This window comes from Rossellomorea pakistanensis, from assembly GCF_016908495.1.
GTDB classification, from domain to species: domain Bacteria; phylum Bacillota; class Bacilli; order Bacillales; family Bacillaceae_B; genus Rossellomorea; species Rossellomorea pakistanensis.
The window spans coordinates 42,195-58,949 of the sequence record NZ_JAFBDZ010000008.1; the positions used below are offsets into that span (position 1 = coordinate 42,195).

At 38.3% G+C, this 16,755-nt stretch carries 16 protein-coding genes; all 16 read left to right on the forward strand.

Annotated elements, in window-relative coordinates; all coding sequences use genetic code 11:
• Nucleotides 1-5 precede the first annotated feature (5 nt).
• The 16 genes from tilS to lysS all read left to right on the forward strand — a co-directional run bounded on the left by tilS (nt 6) and on the right by lysS (nt 16,288).
• The gene (gene tilS / locus JOC86_RS23355; RefSeq protein WP_338021815.1) at nt 6-1,391 is read left to right on the forward strand and encodes a tRNA lysidine(34) synthetase TilS; all 1,386 of its coding nucleotides are present in this window, start codon (nt 6-8) and stop codon (nt 1,389-1,391) included.
• Between the two features lie 23 nt (nt 1,392-1,414).
• Nucleotides 1,415-1,963 carry a hypoxanthine phosphoribosyltransferase gene (gene hpt, locus JOC86_RS23360; RefSeq protein ID WP_205175820.1) on the forward strand — a complete coding sequence of 183 codons (549 nt, stop codon included), beginning with the start codon at nt 1,415-1,417 and terminating at the stop codon, nt 1,961-1,963.
• Between the two features lie 114 nt (nt 1,964-2,077).
• Nucleotides 2,078-4,060 (forward strand): ATP-dependent zinc metalloprotease FtsH, encoded by a 1,983-nt coding sequence (gene ftsH, locus JOC86_RS23365; protein WP_205175830.1) that lies wholly within the window; start codon nt 2,078-2,080, stop codon nt 4,058-4,060.
• A gap of 444 nt (nt 4,061-4,504) precedes the next feature.
• A complete protein-coding gene (locus JOC86_RS23370; RefSeq protein ID WP_205175832.1) occupies nt 4,505-5,269 on the forward strand; it encodes a type III pantothenate kinase in 765 nt (254 codons plus the stop codon).
• A gap of 20 nt (nt 5,270-5,289) precedes the next feature.
• The gene (gene hslO, locus JOC86_RS23375) at nt 5,290-6,174 is read left to right on the forward strand and encodes an Hsp33 family molecular chaperone HslO (protein WP_205175835.1); all 885 of its coding nucleotides are present in this window, start codon (nt 5,290-5,292) and stop codon (nt 6,172-6,174) included.
• A 9-nt stretch (nt 6,175-6,183) separates the two neighbouring features.
• Nucleotides 6,184-7,095, forward strand: a complete 912-nt coding sequence (locus tag JOC86_RS23380; RefSeq protein ID WP_205175837.1) for a peptidyl-prolyl cis-trans isomerase — start codon at nt 6,184-6,186, stop codon at nt 7,093-7,095.
• 602 nt (nt 7,096-7,697) lie between these two features.
• On the forward strand, nt 7,698-8,627 hold the full coding sequence (cysK, locus tag JOC86_RS23385; RefSeq protein WP_205175839.1) for a cysteine synthase A: 930 nt from the start codon (nt 7,698-7,700) through the stop codon (nt 8,625-8,627).
• A 159-nt stretch (nt 8,628-8,786) separates the two neighbouring features.
• Complete coding sequence (gene pabB, locus JOC86_RS23390; RefSeq protein WP_205175841.1) at nt 8,787-10,214, forward strand: aminodeoxychorismate synthase, component I; 1,428 nt, start codon at nt 8,787-8,789, stop codon at nt 10,212-10,214.
• Nucleotides 10,195-10,782 (forward strand): aminodeoxychorismate/anthranilate synthase component II, encoded by a 588-nt coding sequence (pabA, locus tag JOC86_RS23395; RefSeq protein WP_205175843.1) that lies wholly within the window; start codon nt 10,195-10,197, stop codon nt 10,780-10,782. Before pabB ends, pabA begins: the two co-directional genes overlap by 20 nt.
• A gap of 15 nt (nt 10,783-10,797) precedes the next feature.
• Nucleotides 10,798-11,658, forward strand: coding sequence for an aminodeoxychorismate lyase (pabC, locus tag JOC86_RS23400; protein ID WP_205175845.1), 861 nt, complete (start codon nt 10,798-10,800; stop codon nt 11,656-11,658).
• A gap of 66 nt (nt 11,659-11,724) precedes the next feature.
• On the forward strand, nt 11,725-12,513 hold the full coding sequence (gene folP / locus JOC86_RS23405) for a dihydropteroate synthase (protein ID WP_205175884.1): 789 nt from the start codon (nt 11,725-11,727) through the stop codon (nt 12,511-12,513).
• Entirely contained in the window at nt 12,495-12,854 is a 360-nt protein-coding gene (gene folB / locus JOC86_RS23410) for a dihydroneopterin aldolase (protein WP_205175847.1), read from the forward strand. Before folP ends, folB begins: the two co-directional genes overlap by 19 nt.
• A gap of 1 nt (nt 12,855) precedes the next feature.
• Nucleotides 12,856-13,383, forward strand: a complete 528-nt coding sequence (folK, locus tag JOC86_RS23415; RefSeq protein WP_205175849.1) for a 2-amino-4-hydroxy-6-hydroxymethyldihydropteridine diphosphokinase — start codon at nt 12,856-12,858, stop codon at nt 13,381-13,383.
• Nucleotides 13,335-13,553, forward strand: a complete 219-nt coding sequence (locus tag JOC86_RS23420; RefSeq protein ID WP_205175851.1) for a helix-turn-helix domain-containing protein — start codon at nt 13,335-13,337, stop codon at nt 13,551-13,553. The genes folK and JOC86_RS23420 overlap by 49 nt, the downstream gene beginning before the upstream one ends.
• Before the next feature lie 25 nt (nt 13,554-13,578).
• Nucleotides 13,579-14,574: a tRNA dihydrouridine synthase DusB gene (gene dusB / locus JOC86_RS23425; protein WP_205175853.1), complete on the forward strand. Its 996-nt coding sequence runs from the start codon at nt 13,579-13,581 to the stop codon at nt 14,572-14,574.
• A 217-nt stretch (nt 14,575-14,791) separates the two neighbouring features.
• Complete coding sequence (lysS, locus tag JOC86_RS23430; RefSeq protein ID WP_338021816.1) at nt 14,792-16,288, forward strand: lysine--tRNA ligase; 1,497 nt, start codon at nt 14,792-14,794, stop codon at nt 16,286-16,288.
• Nucleotides 16,289-16,755: the final 467 nt, after the last annotated feature.

The following is a 16,755-nucleotide window of genomic DNA, read 5'->3' on the forward strand; positions in this document are numbered from 1 at the left end:
TGCCTGTGTTGGTATATGAAAAAGCAATTCGTCATTTTATTAAAGAAAATCAATTAATTGAAAAGGGAGACAAACTGCTTGTAGGGGTTTCTGGAGGTCCTGACTCCTTATCTTTATTACACTTTCTTCAACATTCTAAAAACGAATATGGCATTTCGATTGTGGCTGTACATGTCGATCATATGTTTAGAGGTCAGGAGTCATATGAGGATTTAAAGTTTGTAGAGAGGGTATGTGATAAATATAAAATTCCTTTTCATTATAAGAGAATTAATATTTCCGAAAAGATGAAACATCGAAAAGGTAGTCTTCAGGAATCAGCAAGATATTTTCGTTATTCTTTCTTTCAAGAGGTCATGGCAAGCTTAAATGCGAATAAATTAGTATTGGGACATCATGGAGATGATCAAATTGAAACCATCTTAATGAGGTTAACAAGAGGAAGCTCTGGGATGAGCAGAGCAGGGATTCCTGTTAAGAGACCCTTTGCAAACGGATTAGTCATTCGTCCCCTTTTAAGCATGAACAAAAATAATATAGAAGAGTATTGTGACATCTATGGATTAGATCCTCGAAGGGACCCTAGTAACAATAAGAATGATTATACACGTAATCGTTTCCGAAATAAGGTTCTTCCTTTTTTGAAAGAAGAAAACCCCCTAGTTCATGAGCAGTTCCAAAAATTCAGTAAAGAAATTTTAGAAGATGAACTTTTTTTACAGGAATTAACCGTTAAAAAGTTGAATAATATATGGAATAAACTAGGCAATAAAGTAACAATCGATATCATATTGTTTAATAGAATGCCTCTTCCTTTACAAAGAAGAGCGATTCATCTAATATTAAACTATCTTTACAAAGATGTTCCGTCTTCATTAACATTTGTACATACTAAAGAAATATTAGAAATACTCCACAAAAGTGGACCAACCATCACGATTGACTTACCAGAAGGACTAAAATTCACAAGGTCTTATCAAGAGGGAATTTTCCATTTTGATTCATTAAACAATGTAGAATCTTTTTTCTTTGTTTTAGAAGAAGATAAAGAAGTGGTACTTCCGAATCAAGCCTCCATAATGGTAGATCATTCACGATTACCCCATTATGATGATCTTCATGTCATGAAGATAAAGAAGGAATCTGTGTCGCTTCCTATTATCGTCCGATCAAGGCAACCCGGAGATCGAATGAAATTAAAAGGATTGAATGGAACCAAAAAAGTAAAAGATATCTTTATTGATGAAAAGGTTCCACTTCACTTACGAGATCAGTGGCCAATCGTTCAAGATTCTAACGGTGTTATCCTGTGGATTCCAGGGTTGAAAAAATCAGTGTTGGACACTAGTGAAGAAGCAGAATCAATCATCATTTTACATTATAAACAGTAAACATCTTCTAGGAGGCAAGTGTAGTGTTAAACCAAGATATTGAGAAAGTACTGATCACCGAGGAAGAAATTCAAGAAAAAATTAGCGAGCTTGGGAGTCAGCTTACAGAAGAATACCAAGATCGTTTTCCTTTAGCAATTGGTGTTCTTAAAGGAGCAATGCCATTTATGGCAGATTTGCTAAAGCGTGTAGATGCTTACATGGAAATGGACTTTATGGATGTTTCTAGTTATGGAAGTTCTACCGTTTCTTCAGGAGAAGTGAAAATTGTTAAAGACTTAGACACAAAAGTAGAAGACAGAGATATCTTGATTATTGAAGATATTATTGATAGCGGTTTGACCTTAAGTTATTTAGTTGAATTATTCCGTTATCGAAAAGCAAGATCAATCAAAATTGTTACCCTACTAGATAAACCTACGGGAAGAAAAGCAGATATCAAAGCTGATTATGTAGGGTTTATTGTACCTGATGAATTCGTTGTTGGGTATGGATTGGACTTTGCTGAGAGGTACCGAAACCTACCTTATATTGGAGTTCTTAAACCTAAAGTGTATAGTACAGGTGAATAAGTAAACTCTATTATAATGAATGTAAGAATCATCAAAAATGCAAATTGTTGTAATGCCATGATTTTCTATGATACTATTTTAAATAGTTTGTTTACCCGTGGGAGGAGGTAAGGGATGAACCGGATCTTTCGAAACACCATATTCTACTTACTTGTATTTCTCGTCATAATAGGTGTGGTGAGTTATTTCAATAACAACAACGAACCAACAGAAAACATAAAATACAATCAATTTCTTACTTACTTAGAAAAGGGAGAAGTTGAATCCTTTTCATTACAACCTGAACGTAGTGTGTATCAGGTAAGAGGTCAATTAAAAGGTTATGAGGAAGACCAATACTTTGTTACCAATGTGTTGCCTTCAGATACAAAAGCCATTGAAAGAGTCTATTCAGCTGCTGCAGAAAAAGGTGTCGAAGTAGATGTCTTAATGGCGAAAGAGACGAGTGGTTGGGTATCATTCTTCACAACCATCATTCCATTTGTCATTATATTTATTCTCTTCTTCTTCTTGTTGAACCAAGCACAAGGCGGCGGAAGTCGTGTTATGAATTTTGGTAAAAGTAAAGCCAAATTATACAACGAAGAGAAGAAAAAGGTTCGCTTTAAAGATGTAGCTGGAGCGGATGAAGAAAAGCAGGAACTTGTTGAGGTTGTCGAATTCTTAAAAGATCCTCGAAAATTCGCAGAGGTCGGAGCACGTATTCCTAAAGGGGTACTTTTAGTGGGACCACCTGGAACAGGTAAAACGCTTCTTGCACGTGCTGTTGCTGGAGAAGCTGGTGTACCATTCTTCTCTATCAGTGGTTCTGACTTTGTCGAAATGTTCGTTGGTGTTGGTGCCTCTCGTGTACGTGATTTATTTGAAAACGCGAAGAAGAATGCACCATGTATCATTTTTATTGATGAAATTGATGCTGTAGGGCGTCAACGTGGAGCAGGTTTAGGTGGAGGTCACGATGAACGTGAACAAACCTTAAACCAATTATTAGTTGAGATGGACGGGTTTGGAGCAAATGAAGGAATTATTATGATTGCTGCAACCAACCGACCTGATATACTTGACCCAGCTTTATTACGTCCAGGTCGTTTTGACCGTCAAATTACCGTGGATCGCCCAGATGTAAATGGTCGTGAAGCAGTACTTAGAGTGCATGCAAGAAATAAACCATTAGCAGATAATGTCGATTTAAAAGCGATCGCCATGAGAACACCAGGTTTCTCAGGTGCTGATCTTGAAAACCTTCTAAATGAAGCGGCCCTAGTGGCAGCTCGTCAGGATAAAAAGAAAGTAGATATGAGCGATATCGATGAAGCAACCGATCGTGTTATTGCAGGACCAGCTAAGAAGAGTCGCGTGATTTCTCAAAAAGAGCGCAAAATTGTTGCCTTCCACGAAGCCGGTCATACATTGATTGGACTGGTTCTTGATGAAGCAGAAATGGTTCATAAGGTAACCATCGTTCCCCGAGGTCAAGCTGGCGGTTATGCCGTAATGCTTCCTAAAGAAGATCGTTATTTCATGACTAAGCCTGAGCTTCTAGACAAGATCACAGGGTTACTTGGTGGTCGTGTAGCAGAGGATGTCATTTTCGGTGAGGTTTCAACGGGAGCTTCTAATGACTTCCAACGTGCAACTGGGATTGCAAGACGCATGGTGACTGAATTTGGTATGAGTGAAAAACTAGGTCCACTACAATTTGGCCAATCACAAGGTGGTCAAGTGTTCCTTGGAAGAGACATTAATAGTGAGCAGAATTATTCGGATTCTATTGCTCATGAAATTGATACAGAAATTCAACGATTCATTAAAGAGTCCTATGACCGTGCTAAGAATATTATTACGGAGCATCGTGATAAACTTGAGCTTATTGCCAATACTTTACTAGAGGTTGAAACATTAGATGCTGGACAAATTAAACATCTATATGATCATGGCAAATTGCCTGATCGTGACCATCCTGCTAATAAAGAAGATAGCAATAGTGATGTAAAAGTCAATATCCAAAAAAAGAATGATGAAGAAATAACTTCTGAATCTGGTGAGGAGAAGGTAGATTCTAATGAATCTTCTCTAGAGGATGATAAAAAAGAATAAACTTTTTAGAGGCGTCGCAGAAGCGGCGTCTTTTTTAATCGTAAAAGGGATAAATAAAGTGTAAGAGTCGAAATGTCGGCCTCAATAGAGCCGAATGAGGACGTGAAAAAGCGGAAAAGCCAAAATGAGGACCTCAAAAGAGCTGAATGGGGCCGTGAAATATTGGAAAAGTCAAAATGAGGATCTCAAAAGAGTTGAATGAGGTCGTAAAAATCCAAAAATGTCAGGCTTGTTCAAGGCACTTTCGCTTTTCTACTGTCCAGCTTCAGAGCTTAGGCCACAAAACATAAAATTCAAGACTCCCAGAAAGGAAAACAGCACCTTTTCTAACTGGATCTAAACGACACACCGCTACCCATTAGAATTTAGAGAACTATCTCATGCAGAAGAAATTATGGTATGATGTTGGCAGTGTGAAAACAATAGATTTAGTAGGTGAGAAAAGTGATTTTCGTATTTGATGTAGGTAATACTAATATCGTACTGGGTGTTTATGAAAAAGATGAGTTAAAATATCACTGGAGGGTTGAAACAAACCGCCATAAAACAGAAGACGAGTACGGCATGCTTGTGAAAAATTTGTTTGATCATGAAGGATTATCTTTTAATGCAATTGATGGAATCATCATCTCTTCTGTAGTGCCACCAATAATGTTTTCCTTAGAACGAATGTGTCAAAAATATTTTCATGTGACTCCTTTAGTTGTTGGGCCAGGAATAAAAACAGGCTTAAATATAAAATATGAAAACCCACGTGAAGTGGGAGCAGATCGAATAGTGAATGCAGTTGCTGGAATTCATGAGTACGGAGGCCCACTCATTATCGTTGATTTCGGTACTGCTACCACGTATTGCTATATCAATGAGGAAAAACAGTATATGGGTGGTGCAATTGCCCCTGGAATAGGAATTTCAACAGAGGCGTTATATTCGAAAGCAGCAAAGCTGCCAAGAATTGAAATAGCTCGCCCTGATCATATTATTGGGAAGAATACAGTATCAGCTATGCAAGCAGGAATTTTATATGGGTATGTAGGACAAGTAGAGGGCATTGTTTCACGGATGAAAGCACAAAGTAGTACAGAGCCAACTGTGATTGCAACAGGTGGCTTAGCTGCGTTAATTTCTAAAGAATCAAACGTGATAGATGTCGTCGATCCATTTTTAACTCTCAACGGTTTAAGGCTAATCTATAAACGAAATCGTTAATTAGTGAAAGGAGCAATAAGATGAGTGATTATTTAGTAAAAGCTTTAGCATATGATGGTCAAGTTCGTGCGTATGCTGTTAGGAGTACAGAGACCGTCTCGGAAGCTCAAAGACGACACTATACATGGCCAACTGCATCGGCTGCTCTTGGGAGAGCGATGAGTGCAGGTGTTATGATGGGGGCAATGCTAAAGGGAGAAGATAAACTGACCATTAAAGTGGAAGGTGATGGTCCGCTTGGCCTAATTTTAGTGGATAGTAATTCAAAAGGGGAAGTGAGGGGATATGTGACAAACCCTCAAATTCACTTTGATCTTAATGAACATGGGAAACTGGATGTCAGAAGAGCGGTAGGGACTTCTGGAACGCTTACGGTCGTGAAGGATCTAGGGATGAGGGAGCATTTTACAGGACAAGTCCCTATCGTGTCAGGTGAACTAGGGGAAGATTTCACTTATTACTTTGTTACATCTGAACAAGTCCCATCATCCGTAGGTGTAGGAGTGCTTGTAAATCCAGATAATTCAATCCTTGCGGCTGGCGGATTCATTATTCAGTTAATGCCAGGTACTTCAGATGAAACGATAACAAAAATCGAAGAACGATTAAAAACAATTCCACCTGTTTCGAAACTTATTGAAAAAGGTCTTACTCCAGAGCAATTGCTTGAAGAATTACTTGGGAAAGACGAAGTGAAAATTCTAGAGAAAATGCCAATTAAATTTCAGTGCCGTTGTTCAAAAGAGCGCTTCAGCAATGCGATTATTAGCTTAGGTGTTAGTGAAATTCAAGAGATGATTGATGAGGATGGAAAAGCTGAAGCCCAATGTCACTTCTGTAATGAAAAATATCATTTCTCAAAAGAAGAGTTAGAACAATTAAAGCAAGAGGCTTCAAACGAATAGGTGAATGGTATGGCGAAACTAAAACTTAACCGAAGAGGATTAATGCTCCTAATCGCTTTGTTAGTATTTTCAAATGTTTTAACGTTAACTTTATGGTTACTGAATACCTCTAATGATACTTCTGTTCAATCGGGAAATGAAACTGTCGCCACCGTAGGGAAAGAACAGATTTCCCGAGAAAATTGGTTACACGCAATGGATGAAAAATACGGTAAAGTAGTTCTTCAGGATTTAGTGAATCAATCCGTGATGAAACAATTAGCGAAAAAATACGATATTGTGATTACGGACGAAGAAGTAGAAAAGGAAATTCAACTCCTTCAATCGATGTATCGTTCGTTAGGTGAGAATGACCATTCAGATCATAAAGATGTCTTTGCCAAAGAAGAGATTAGAATGGAACTTATGCTTCAAGAAATAATGACAAGAGATGTGAATATTTCTGAAGAAGATGTTAAGGCTTTTTTTGAGGAGAATAAGAAGCGTTATTCAATTCCAACAATGTATAAGCTTTCGCAAATTGTTGTGAAAACTAAGAAAGAAGCAGAGCAGGTTATAACGGAATTAGAAGAGGGCTCGAGTTTTTCCGCAATGGCAATTGAGCGTTCGATAGACGCTCAAACTGCTACGCAAGGGGGAGTCCTTGGCTATATTCCTGAAGACGCCGAACTAATATCAGATAGTGTTGAGAAGAAGATAAAGGATCTAGGTCCATTAGAATGGACTACCCCGACCAAAATCGATGAGGGCTACTATATCTTTCTTTTACATGAGAAGGTTGAGGGGAAAACATACGCATTTGAAGATGTTAAGGATACGATCAGAAGACAGCTAGCATTAGATCAGGTAGATCAGCCCCTTACTCCCGAAGATTTTTGGAAAGAAATTGGGGTTGATTGGTTTTATAAAGAAGAGCAATAGTGTCATATTAGGAGTGATCTATACAGGGTCACTCCTGTTTTGAATACAAAAAAGCAAAATAAAGTTCGTGGTGTCAGTCCCTCCCAACGACGAGCTTTATAAGCAATGAATGTATTTCATATCTTTTAGGAAGGCACTATACGTAGAGGTTGTTGTTTTTGGGGGAAAACAATTGACCGTTCCTTTCCGCTCCAGGTACTTGCTTTCCGCGGGGAGGAAGTCGAGCTTCCTCGACGTTCCGTCTGCGGGGTCTCGACTTTTCCTCTGCATCCCGCAGGAGTAAAGTGCCTTTGGGAAAGAGATTTTTGGGAGTGGCGGACCCCTATGCTCCTGACAAGGGTGTGCTGAACTTCGTGATCGAAGAGAAAATTTTATGTGTGTTTCGTTGGTTTTTTATTTGAGTGTCTTTTTACGTTTTGAACTCTTTTGTTTTTTTATAGGATATAAAGAAATTGGTGTTTCTTAGTTCAATTTCGATATAAAAGACATATATTTGAGTAATGAATTTGGAATAATAGTACTTGATCGTTGACATGAAGACTGAATATTGATAAATTTACAATAAAACCAATAAAAATACTTGGAATTAGGAGTGGAGACAAATGGTACGTGTGGCAAATTCTATTTCAGAATTAGTAGGGCAAACACCAATTGTTAAATTAAATCGCTTAATAGGTGAAGATAGTGCAGAAGTATATTTAAAGCTCGAGTATATGAATCCTGGAAGCAGTGTAAAAGATCGTATTGCTCTTTCTATGATTGAAGCAGCTGAAGAGAAAGGAAGTCTGAAAGCTGGAGATACAATTGTTGAACCAACTAGTGGGAATACTGGAATTGGTCTTGCTATGATTGCTGCAGCAAAAGGATACCGATCTGTATTAGTTATGCCTGAAACAATGAGTATGGAAAGACGGAATCTTCTACGTGCCTATGGAGCTGAACTTGTGCTTACACCTGGTCCTGATGGTATGAATGGTGCTATTCGAAAAGCGGAAGAACTTGTAAATGAAAAAGGATACTTCATGCCGCAGCAGTTTAAAAATGAAGCGAATCCTGAAGTTCACAAACGTACAACTGGAAAAGAAATTGTTGAACAAATGGGGGATCAACTAGACGCATTTGTCTCCGGGATTGGAACTGGGGGAACAATAACTGGCGCAGGTCAGGTGTTGAAAGAACAGTATCCCGATATTAAGATCTACGCTGTTGAACCTTCTGATTCTCCTATTTTGGCAGGAGGAAAACCAGGACCGCATAAAATCCAAGGGCTTGGAGCAGGTTTTATTCCAGATATTTTAAATACTGCAATTTATGATGAAGTAATTGGTGTTGAGAAGGATCAAGCCTTTGAATGGGCAAGGAGAGCTGCGAAAGAAGAAGGGATCCTTGGGGGGATTTCCTCGGGTGCAGCTATCTACGCTGCTATTGAAGTAGCTAAAAAGCTAGGAAAAGGAAAGAAAGTATTGGCTGTGATTCCAAGTAATGGTGAGCGTTATTTAAGCACTCCACTTTATCAATTTGAAGAAAACTAAGGATTTATGTACAACTGATCTAATAAGAGCCTGGTACTTCCTTGAAGTGACGGCTCTGTTAGGTCAGTTTTTTTTATTCAGGAAAAGATTCACCGATGAAACGGAAAACAACTTCATGTATGATGGAATCATAGACAATCTCTAGGAGAGTGAACATCGGTGGAAGATAAACACCTATTTTATCAAACATATCCTTGTTCAATTGAACAATTTATAAATGCGTATGAGTTATTAAGTTCTAAAGAAGAGTACCACCTTTTATTAGAAAGTGGAAGAGGCGGCCGTTATAGTATTGCAGGGCTTAAACCAAAGGAGATCGTGAAAGCTAATAACGATGGAGTAGAAGTAAAGGCGTCAGATGGTGATCATTTCATTCCAGGTGACCCTCTTAAAGGTCTATATTCATGGATGGAACCCTATACACTCGAGAAACAGCCCGATCTACCAGATTTCCAAGGGGGAGCAATAGGTTTTATTAGTTATGACTATGCCCGTTATATCGAAAAACTACCAACCTTTGCAATGGATGATTTAGCAATTCCACAACTGTATTTTTTTATTTATGACCAATGGGTTGTTTTTGACCATCGAAAAGAACAGCTTTGGCTAATGGTGATGACGGATCAAAATAGTGGAGACGAATTTCTAAATGAGTGGACGAGTACTTGGAAAGAAGTTTTAAACAAAAAAAAGCATGATTATCTGAACAATGTATCAACCTCTCCAATTGATATTTGCGTTTCAATGGATGAACCTCAGTTTAAAGAAGCAGTGGAAAAAATCCAGAATTATATCTCTCAGGGTGATGTTTTTCAAGTGAACTTATCAGTAAGGCAAAATCAAGCCTTATTGGTCCATCCCTTTGAGGTTTATAAACAGCTGCGGACACTTAATCCTTCTCCGTATATGAGCTATATTCAAACACCTGAATTTCAAATCGTTTCAGGATCACCTGAGCTTTTAGTGAAAAAGAATGGAGAAGAAGTTAGCACAAGACCAATTGCTGGAACTCGTTCACGTGGGAAGGACGAAATGGAAGATGAGCAGCTAGCGAATGAATTAATTGAAAATGAAAAAGAACGAGCAGAACATGTGATGCTGGTTGATTTAGAAAGAAATGATTTAGGGCGGGTATGTGAATATGGAACAGTAGAAGTGAATGAATTTATGGTGATTGAGAAATATTCACATGTTATGCATATTGTTTCAAATGTGCAAGGCCGATTAGCGGAAAATAAAAGCGGCTATGACCTCATTAGATCTGTATTTCCTGGTGGAACCATCACAGGGGCCCCAAAAGTGAGAACGATGGAAATTATTGAAGAATTAGAACCGGTACGCCGGGGAATTTACACTGGGTCTGTTGGATGGATTGGTTTTAATGGAGACATGGAATTGAATATTGTTATTCGAACCATGCTTGTTCAGAAACAACAAGCTTATATCCAGGCTGGGGCAGGAGTAGTTATTGATTCAAATCCTAAATACGAATACAGAGAATCGTTAAAAAAAGCAAGAGCACTTTGGAATGCTAAAGAGTTAGCTGAGGAGAAAGGGGGAAATGAACATGATTCTAATGATCGATAACTATGATTCTTTCACCTACAACCTAGTTCAATTTCTAGGCGAATTAGGAGAAGAACTCGTCGTAAAAAGAAACGATGAGATCGATTTATCAGAAATAGAAAGAATAAGCCCAGATTTTTTAATGATTTCCCCTGGCCCTTGTAGTCCGAATGAGGCGGGGATTAGTCTAAAAGCAATAGAGTATTTTGCCGGGAAGATTCCAATATTCGGGGTTTGTCTTGGTCACCAATCCATAGCTCAGGTTTTTGGTGGGGAGGTAACTAAGGCAGAGCGCCTAATGCATGGAAAAACGTCGAAGATTTTTCATAACCAATTGTCGATTTTTAAAGATATCCCTACTCCTTTTAAAGCCACTCGCTATCATTCTTTAATTGTTAAAAAAGAGACACTCCCGGATTGTCTTGAAATTACTGCGGAAACCGATGATGGAGAAATCATGGCGATTCGCCATAAAACACTTCCCATTGAAGGGGTTCAATTTCATCCTGAATCGATTATGACGGAAAGCGGAAAAGAACTATTAAAGAACTTCTTGAACGCTTATAAGAAGCAGACTGTTGCGATGTAAAAGGAGGCTGTAAATTTGTTTATTGCCTTAAATGGAGAAGTAATTACAAAGGAAGAAGCAAAAATATCTCCCTTCGATCATGGATTCCTATATGGTCTAGGGGTATTTGAAACTTTTAGAACTTACAGCGGTCATCCTTTTCTACTAAATGACCATCTTGATAGATTAGAAGAAAGCTTAAAAACATTAAATATCGAAACGGAAGTAGATCGAGAGGAAATCTTGAATGTTATTGAGTCTCTCAGCTATCGAAATAAATTAAAGGATTCATATATTCGTTTAAATGTTTCTGCTGGTTTGGGAGAGATTGGATTACAGGTAGCTCCTTATTTCCAGCCAAATTGGATCGTTTTTCAAAAGCCGCTACCGACCATGTCCCCATTAGCAGAAAAAAACGGGAAAATTTTGTGCAATAGAAGAAATACTCCAGAGACACAAAAACGGCTAAAATCCCATCACTATTTAAATAATATTATGGCGAAAAGAGAGATTGGGAATCTTAAACAAACAGAGGGGATTTTCTTAACTGCGGATGATGCGATTGCTGAGGGAATTACCTCGAATTTATTTTGGGTAAGGGATGATTGCCTTTATACTCCGTCTACGGAAACAGGTATTTTAAATGGTGTGACAAGGCAGTATATCATTAGTCTTGCTAAATATTTAGGGATTGAAACTAAGATTGGGTTTTTCCCTGTAGAGGATTTATTTAAGGCTGATGAAGTGTTTTTTACAAATTCGATTCAAGAGATCTCTCCTGTAAATATACTTGAGGATCAACTTTTCCCAGGAAACAAAGGAAGTTTTGTTAAGAGGTTATATGAGATTTACGCTGATCATACAGAATGTCTGTGGTCACGAAAACTAATAGAGTAGGAGAAAAAGAAAGTGAACTCAATTATTTCTTGTGGAAGTTTTCAACTAGATTTACAAAAAAAAACAATGGTCATGGGGATTTTAAATATTACTCCTGATTCATTTTCTGATGGTGGACATTTTTATGAAATAGAAAGAGCGGTAGCACATGCCAAGCAAATGGTACATGACGGAGCAGACTTGATTGATATCGGTGGAGAATCCACAAGACCAGGGCATGCCCCTGTTACGGTTCAAGAAGAGATCAATCGAGTCGTACCTGTTATCAAAGCGATTTCAAAAGCCGTCGCTGTTCCTATTTCTATTGATACGTATAAAGCAGAAACAGCGAAGCAGGCAATTTTAGCTGGTGCCCATATTATTAATGATATTTGGGGTGCAAAGAAAGACCCCAATATGGCAAAAGTAGCGGCGGAATTAGGGGTACCTATTATTCTTATGCACAACCGTGAAAACCGAGATTATCAACAATTTATTCCAGATGTGATCGAGGACCTGGAAGAAAGTATTCGCATTGTGAAAGAGTCTGGAGTACGGGAAGAGCAGATTATTTTAGATCCAGGAATTGGATTTGCAAAAGATGTGAAACAAAATATTGAAATGATGCAGAACTTAGACAAAGTGGTGGAGATGAATTTCCCAGTCCTGTTAGCAACATCTCGAAAATCAACCATCGGGCATATTCTCGACCTACCCGTGGAGGAAAGAATGGAAGGGACTGGCGCCACTGTCTGTTATGGAATACAAAAGGGATGTCATATGATTCGTGTTCACGATGTTAAAGAAATGAGCAGAATGGCAAAGATGATGGATGCATTGACAGGGAGGGATCGCAAATGGACAAAATCTATTTAAATGGCTTAGAGTTTTACGGATATCATGGAGTTTTTCCAGAAGAAAATCGATTGGGACAAAGATTTAGGGTTAATCTAACCTTATATCTTGATTTAGAGAAGTCAGGGAAAAGTGATAACCTAGAAGACTCCGTTCATTACGGAGAAGTATATACTGTGTGTAAAGAGGTTGTGGAAGGTAAATCATATAATTTGGTAGAAACCGTTGCAAGGAAACTGGCGGACAGCCTATTAAATGAATTTTCATTAATTCAAGAGTGTACAATCGAACTTATCAAGCCAGATCCACCAATACCAGGACATTATCAATCGGTAGCGGTGGAAATGACAAGGGGCAGATAATATGACTAATATTGCTTATCTATCACTTGGTTCTAACGTAGGTGATAGACATGGATATTTAAAGGAAGCCATTGAACTTTTAGATAGTCATGAAGGGATTTCCATCATCGGGCAGTCATCAATCTATGAAACAGATCCTGTCGGATATACGGAACAAGGTAAATTTTTGAATTTAGTGATTAAAGTTAAGACAGAATTATCAGCTGAAAAGCTATTATATCAATGCTTGCAAAACGAAATTGACATGGGGAGAAAGAGGGAATTCAAGTGGGGTCCAAGGATAATAGACCTTGACATTTTGCTCTATAATCACGAAAATATTGAATCGGAGAAACTTATACTCCCACACCCTCGAATGCATGAGAGAGCATTCGTATTAGTGCCTCTTTTAGAGGTATCTAAAGATTTAATGCACCCTGTGTTCCAAACACCGTTCAAAGAATTTCTGGCAAATATACCTGATAAAGAAGGAGTTCGGTTATGGAAACAGATAAATGGGGAAGACGCATACGCGCATTTAGGAAATTAAAAGGGTATACTCAAGAAGGCTTAGCAAAGGAGTTAAGTATTTCCGTATCTGTATTGGGTGAAATAGAAAGAGGAAATCGCATACCTTCTCAAGATGTCCTTGAAAAAGTAGCAGAAACACTCTCTATTTCTGTATCGGATTTAACTCCTCCTGATGAATTTATAGATTAGAAACAGTAAGAAGGAGGTTGCAATTGTGTTAAAAATCGGTAATATTACAATGGATAACCAGGTTGTCCTTGCTCCGATGGCGGGGATCTGTAATTCTGCCTTTCGTTTAACCGTTAAAGAGTTCGGTGCCGGCTTAGTTTGCGCCGAAATGATTAGTGATAAAGGTATTGTCCTTCAAAATAGAAAAACAATGAATATGCTTTATATAGATGAGCGTGAGAATCCGTTGAGCCTACAAATATTTGGCGGAGAAAAAGACACATTGGTACAAGCGGCTCAGTTTGTTGATAAAAATACTACTGCAGACATTATTGATATCAATATGGGATGCCCTGTCCCAAAGATTACAAAATGTGACGCTGGAGCAAAATGGCTCCTTGATCCTAACAAGATCTATGAAATGGTAGCAGCAGTGACAGATAAGGTCGAAAAGCCTGTAACAGTAAAAATGAGAATGGGTTGGGATGATGACCATATCTATGCAATCGAAAATGCCCGTGCAATCGAACGTGCAGGTGGTAAAGCTGTTTCACTTCATGGGCGTACTCGAGTACAAATGTACGAAGGTGTTGCAAACTGGGATATTATCAAAGAAGTGAAAGAGTCTGTAAACATTCCGGTCATCGGAAATGGTGATGTGAAAACACCTGAGGATGCGAAACGAATGCTTGATGAAACAGGAGTCGACGGGGTAATGATTGGTAGAGCAGCTTTAGGAAATCCGTGGATGATCTACCAAACTGTAAAATACCTTGAAACGGGAGAATATGTACCTGAACCATCTGTTAGAGAAAAAATTAATGTATGTATTCTTCACCTAGACCGTCTAATTTCGCTTAAAAATGAAAATATAGCGGTTCGTGAAATGCGTAAACACGCAGCATGGTATTTAAAAGGAATTAGAGGAAACGCTAAGGTGCGTAACGCCATTAATGAATGTGATACAAGAGCCGAGCTAGTCGGAGTGCTTGAACAACTAGTAGAAGAGGTAGAAGCAAAACAACAATCCAATGCAGGATAAGGAAAGGGACTGATCGTTCAGGTGAATCTGCCTATGCGATGCAGTCCTTGTTTTTTAGCTTTCATATTGAATTAAGCTGAAATATTTGTCATGATAGGATTTGTTATCCTGAACTTTTTTTCCATATGAAACTTTAGGGGTGTGTCCGTTCCTTTTATTGTGTAAAATAGGATGGTATATAAGAGATAGAAATAATAGATAAATCAATAGAATAGGAGTGAAAAACATGAGTCACGAAGAACAAAACGACCAATTGCGGGTGAGACGTGAAAAGATGGAATCGATTCGTTCAGGCGGTAAGGATCCATTCGGTAAACGTTTTGAACGTTCTCATAACTCAGCAGGAATCATCGCTGATTACGATACATTCTCAAAAGAGGAACTAGAAGAAAAAGAAGCTACTGTAACCATTGCCGGTAGAATTATGACAAAGCGCGGAAAAGGAAAAGCAGGTTTTGCTCATGTTCAAGACTTACAAGGTCAAATCCAAATCTACGTGAGAAAAGATGCTGTAGGGGAAGAGCAGTATGAGCTTTTCAATACTGCAGATCTTGGAGATCTAATCGGAATTACAGGAACGGTTTTCAAAACAAAAGTAGGCGAACTTTCAGTGAAAGCAAAGAGCTTTGAGTTACTCACTAAATCTCTACGTCCACTTCCGGAAAAATTCCACGGCTTAAAAGATGTCGAACAACGTTACCGTCAACGCTATCTTGATCTAATTACAAGCCAGGAAAGCAAAAATACATTTATAACTCGTAGCCGTATCATCCAATCTATGAGAAGATACTTAGATGATCATGGCTACTTAGAAGTAGAAACACCTATGATGCATGCCATTGCTGGTGGAGCTTCAGCTCGACCATTTACAACCCACCATAATGCGCTAGACATGCCATTGTTTATGCGTATTGCGATTGAACTACATCTAAAGCGTCTGATCGTAGGTGGACTAGAAAAGGTTTATGAAATCGGAAGAGTATTCCGTAACGAAGGTGTCTCTACTAGACATAATCCGGAATTTACGATGATCGAACTTTACGAAGCTTATGCGGATTACCGTGACATCATGAGCCTAACAGAAAACCTTGTTGCTCACATCGCACGTGAGGTTCTTGGGTCTACAACTGTTCAGTATGGTGATTATGAGGTTAACCTAGAACCAGAATGGACAAGACTTCATATGGCAGATGCTGTAAAAGAATATACAGGGGTCGACTTCTGGAAAGAGATGACTGACGAAGAAGCAAGACAACTTGCAAAAGACCATGGAATTGAAATCAAAGAAACAATGCAATTTGGTCATGTATTAAATGAATTCTTTGAACAAAAAGTTGAAGAGAAACTAATCCAACCAACATTCATCTATGGTCACCCAGTAGAAATCTCTCCATTAGCGAAAAAGAATGATGAAGACCCGCGTTTTACAGATCGCTTTGAGTTGTTTATTGTAGGGCGTGAGCATGCTAATGCCTTTACTGAGTTAAATGATCCTATCGATCAAAGACAACGCTTTGAAGCTCAATTAAAAGAGAGAGAGCAAGGAAATGATGAAGCACATATGATGGATGACGACTTTATAGAAGCATTAGAATACGGAATGCCGCCAACAGGTGGACTAGGCATCGGTATAGATAGATTGGTTATGCTACTAACCAACTCTCCATCTATACGTGACGTACTACTGTTCCCATTAATGCGTCACCGTGACTAATCGATTAAGGCTGATCCTCTTTTGAGGATTAGCCTATTTTATTTTAAAAGAGAGAGGTTTCCGTTTTTTACGGATAATATTGTTTATCGGTATCTAGCACTAGGAATCTTGGTGAAGATTTCTTCCGTTATTTTCAATAAAGATTAAGGTTATTATTTTTAAAACAATTTAATGAGTTTTCATAAAGAATATTGTGGTAAATAAAAAGTATAAAAAATAGAAAAAAGTTATTGCGCAGAGATAAAATAGGTGGTATATTATTATCTGTTGCCGCAAAAAACCGGCAAGCATAAAAAAACATCCGAAAAAAGTTGTTGACACTGACTTTGACGGGTGGTAAGCTAATAAAGTCGCTTCAAAAGAGGCGCGCACATTGAACCTTGAAAACTGAACAAGACAAAACGTCAACGTTAATTCTAAAAGATTTACAACGTAAGAACATGGTTCTTACACAAATGAGCAAGTCA

Bases quoted from the DNA above. Each gene is read 5' to 3' on its own strand.
- ftsH (WP_205175830.1), top strand. From the start codon at position 2,078: ATGAACCGGATCTTTCGAAACACCATATTCTACTTACTTGTATTTCTC.
- hslO (WP_205175835.1), top strand. From the start codon at position 5,290: ATGAGTGATTATTTAGTAAAAGCTTTAGCATATGATGGTCAAGTTCGT.
- JOC86_RS23380 (WP_205175837.1), top strand. From the start codon at position 6,184: ATGGCGAAACTAAAACTTAACCGAAGAGGATTAATGCTCCTAATCGCT.
- cysK (WP_205175839.1), top strand. From the start codon at position 7,698: ATGGTACGTGTGGCAAATTCTATTTCAGAATTAGTAGGGCAAACACCA.
- pabA (WP_205175843.1), top strand. From the start codon at position 10,195: ATGATTCTAATGATCGATAACTATGATTCTTTCACCTACAACCTAGTT.
- folP (WP_205175884.1), top strand. From the start codon at position 11,725: ATGGTCATGGGGATTTTAAATATTACTCCTGATTCATTTTCTGATGGT.
- folB (WP_205175847.1), top strand. From the start codon at position 12,495: ATGGACAAAATCTATTTAAATGGCTTAGAGTTTTACGGATATCATGGA.
- folK (WP_205175849.1), top strand. From the start codon at position 12,856: ATGACTAATATTGCTTATCTATCACTTGGTTCTAACGTAGGTGATAGA.
- JOC86_RS23420 (WP_205175851.1), top strand. From the start codon at position 13,335: ATGGAAACAGATAAATGGGGAAGACGCATACGCGCATTTAGGAAATTA.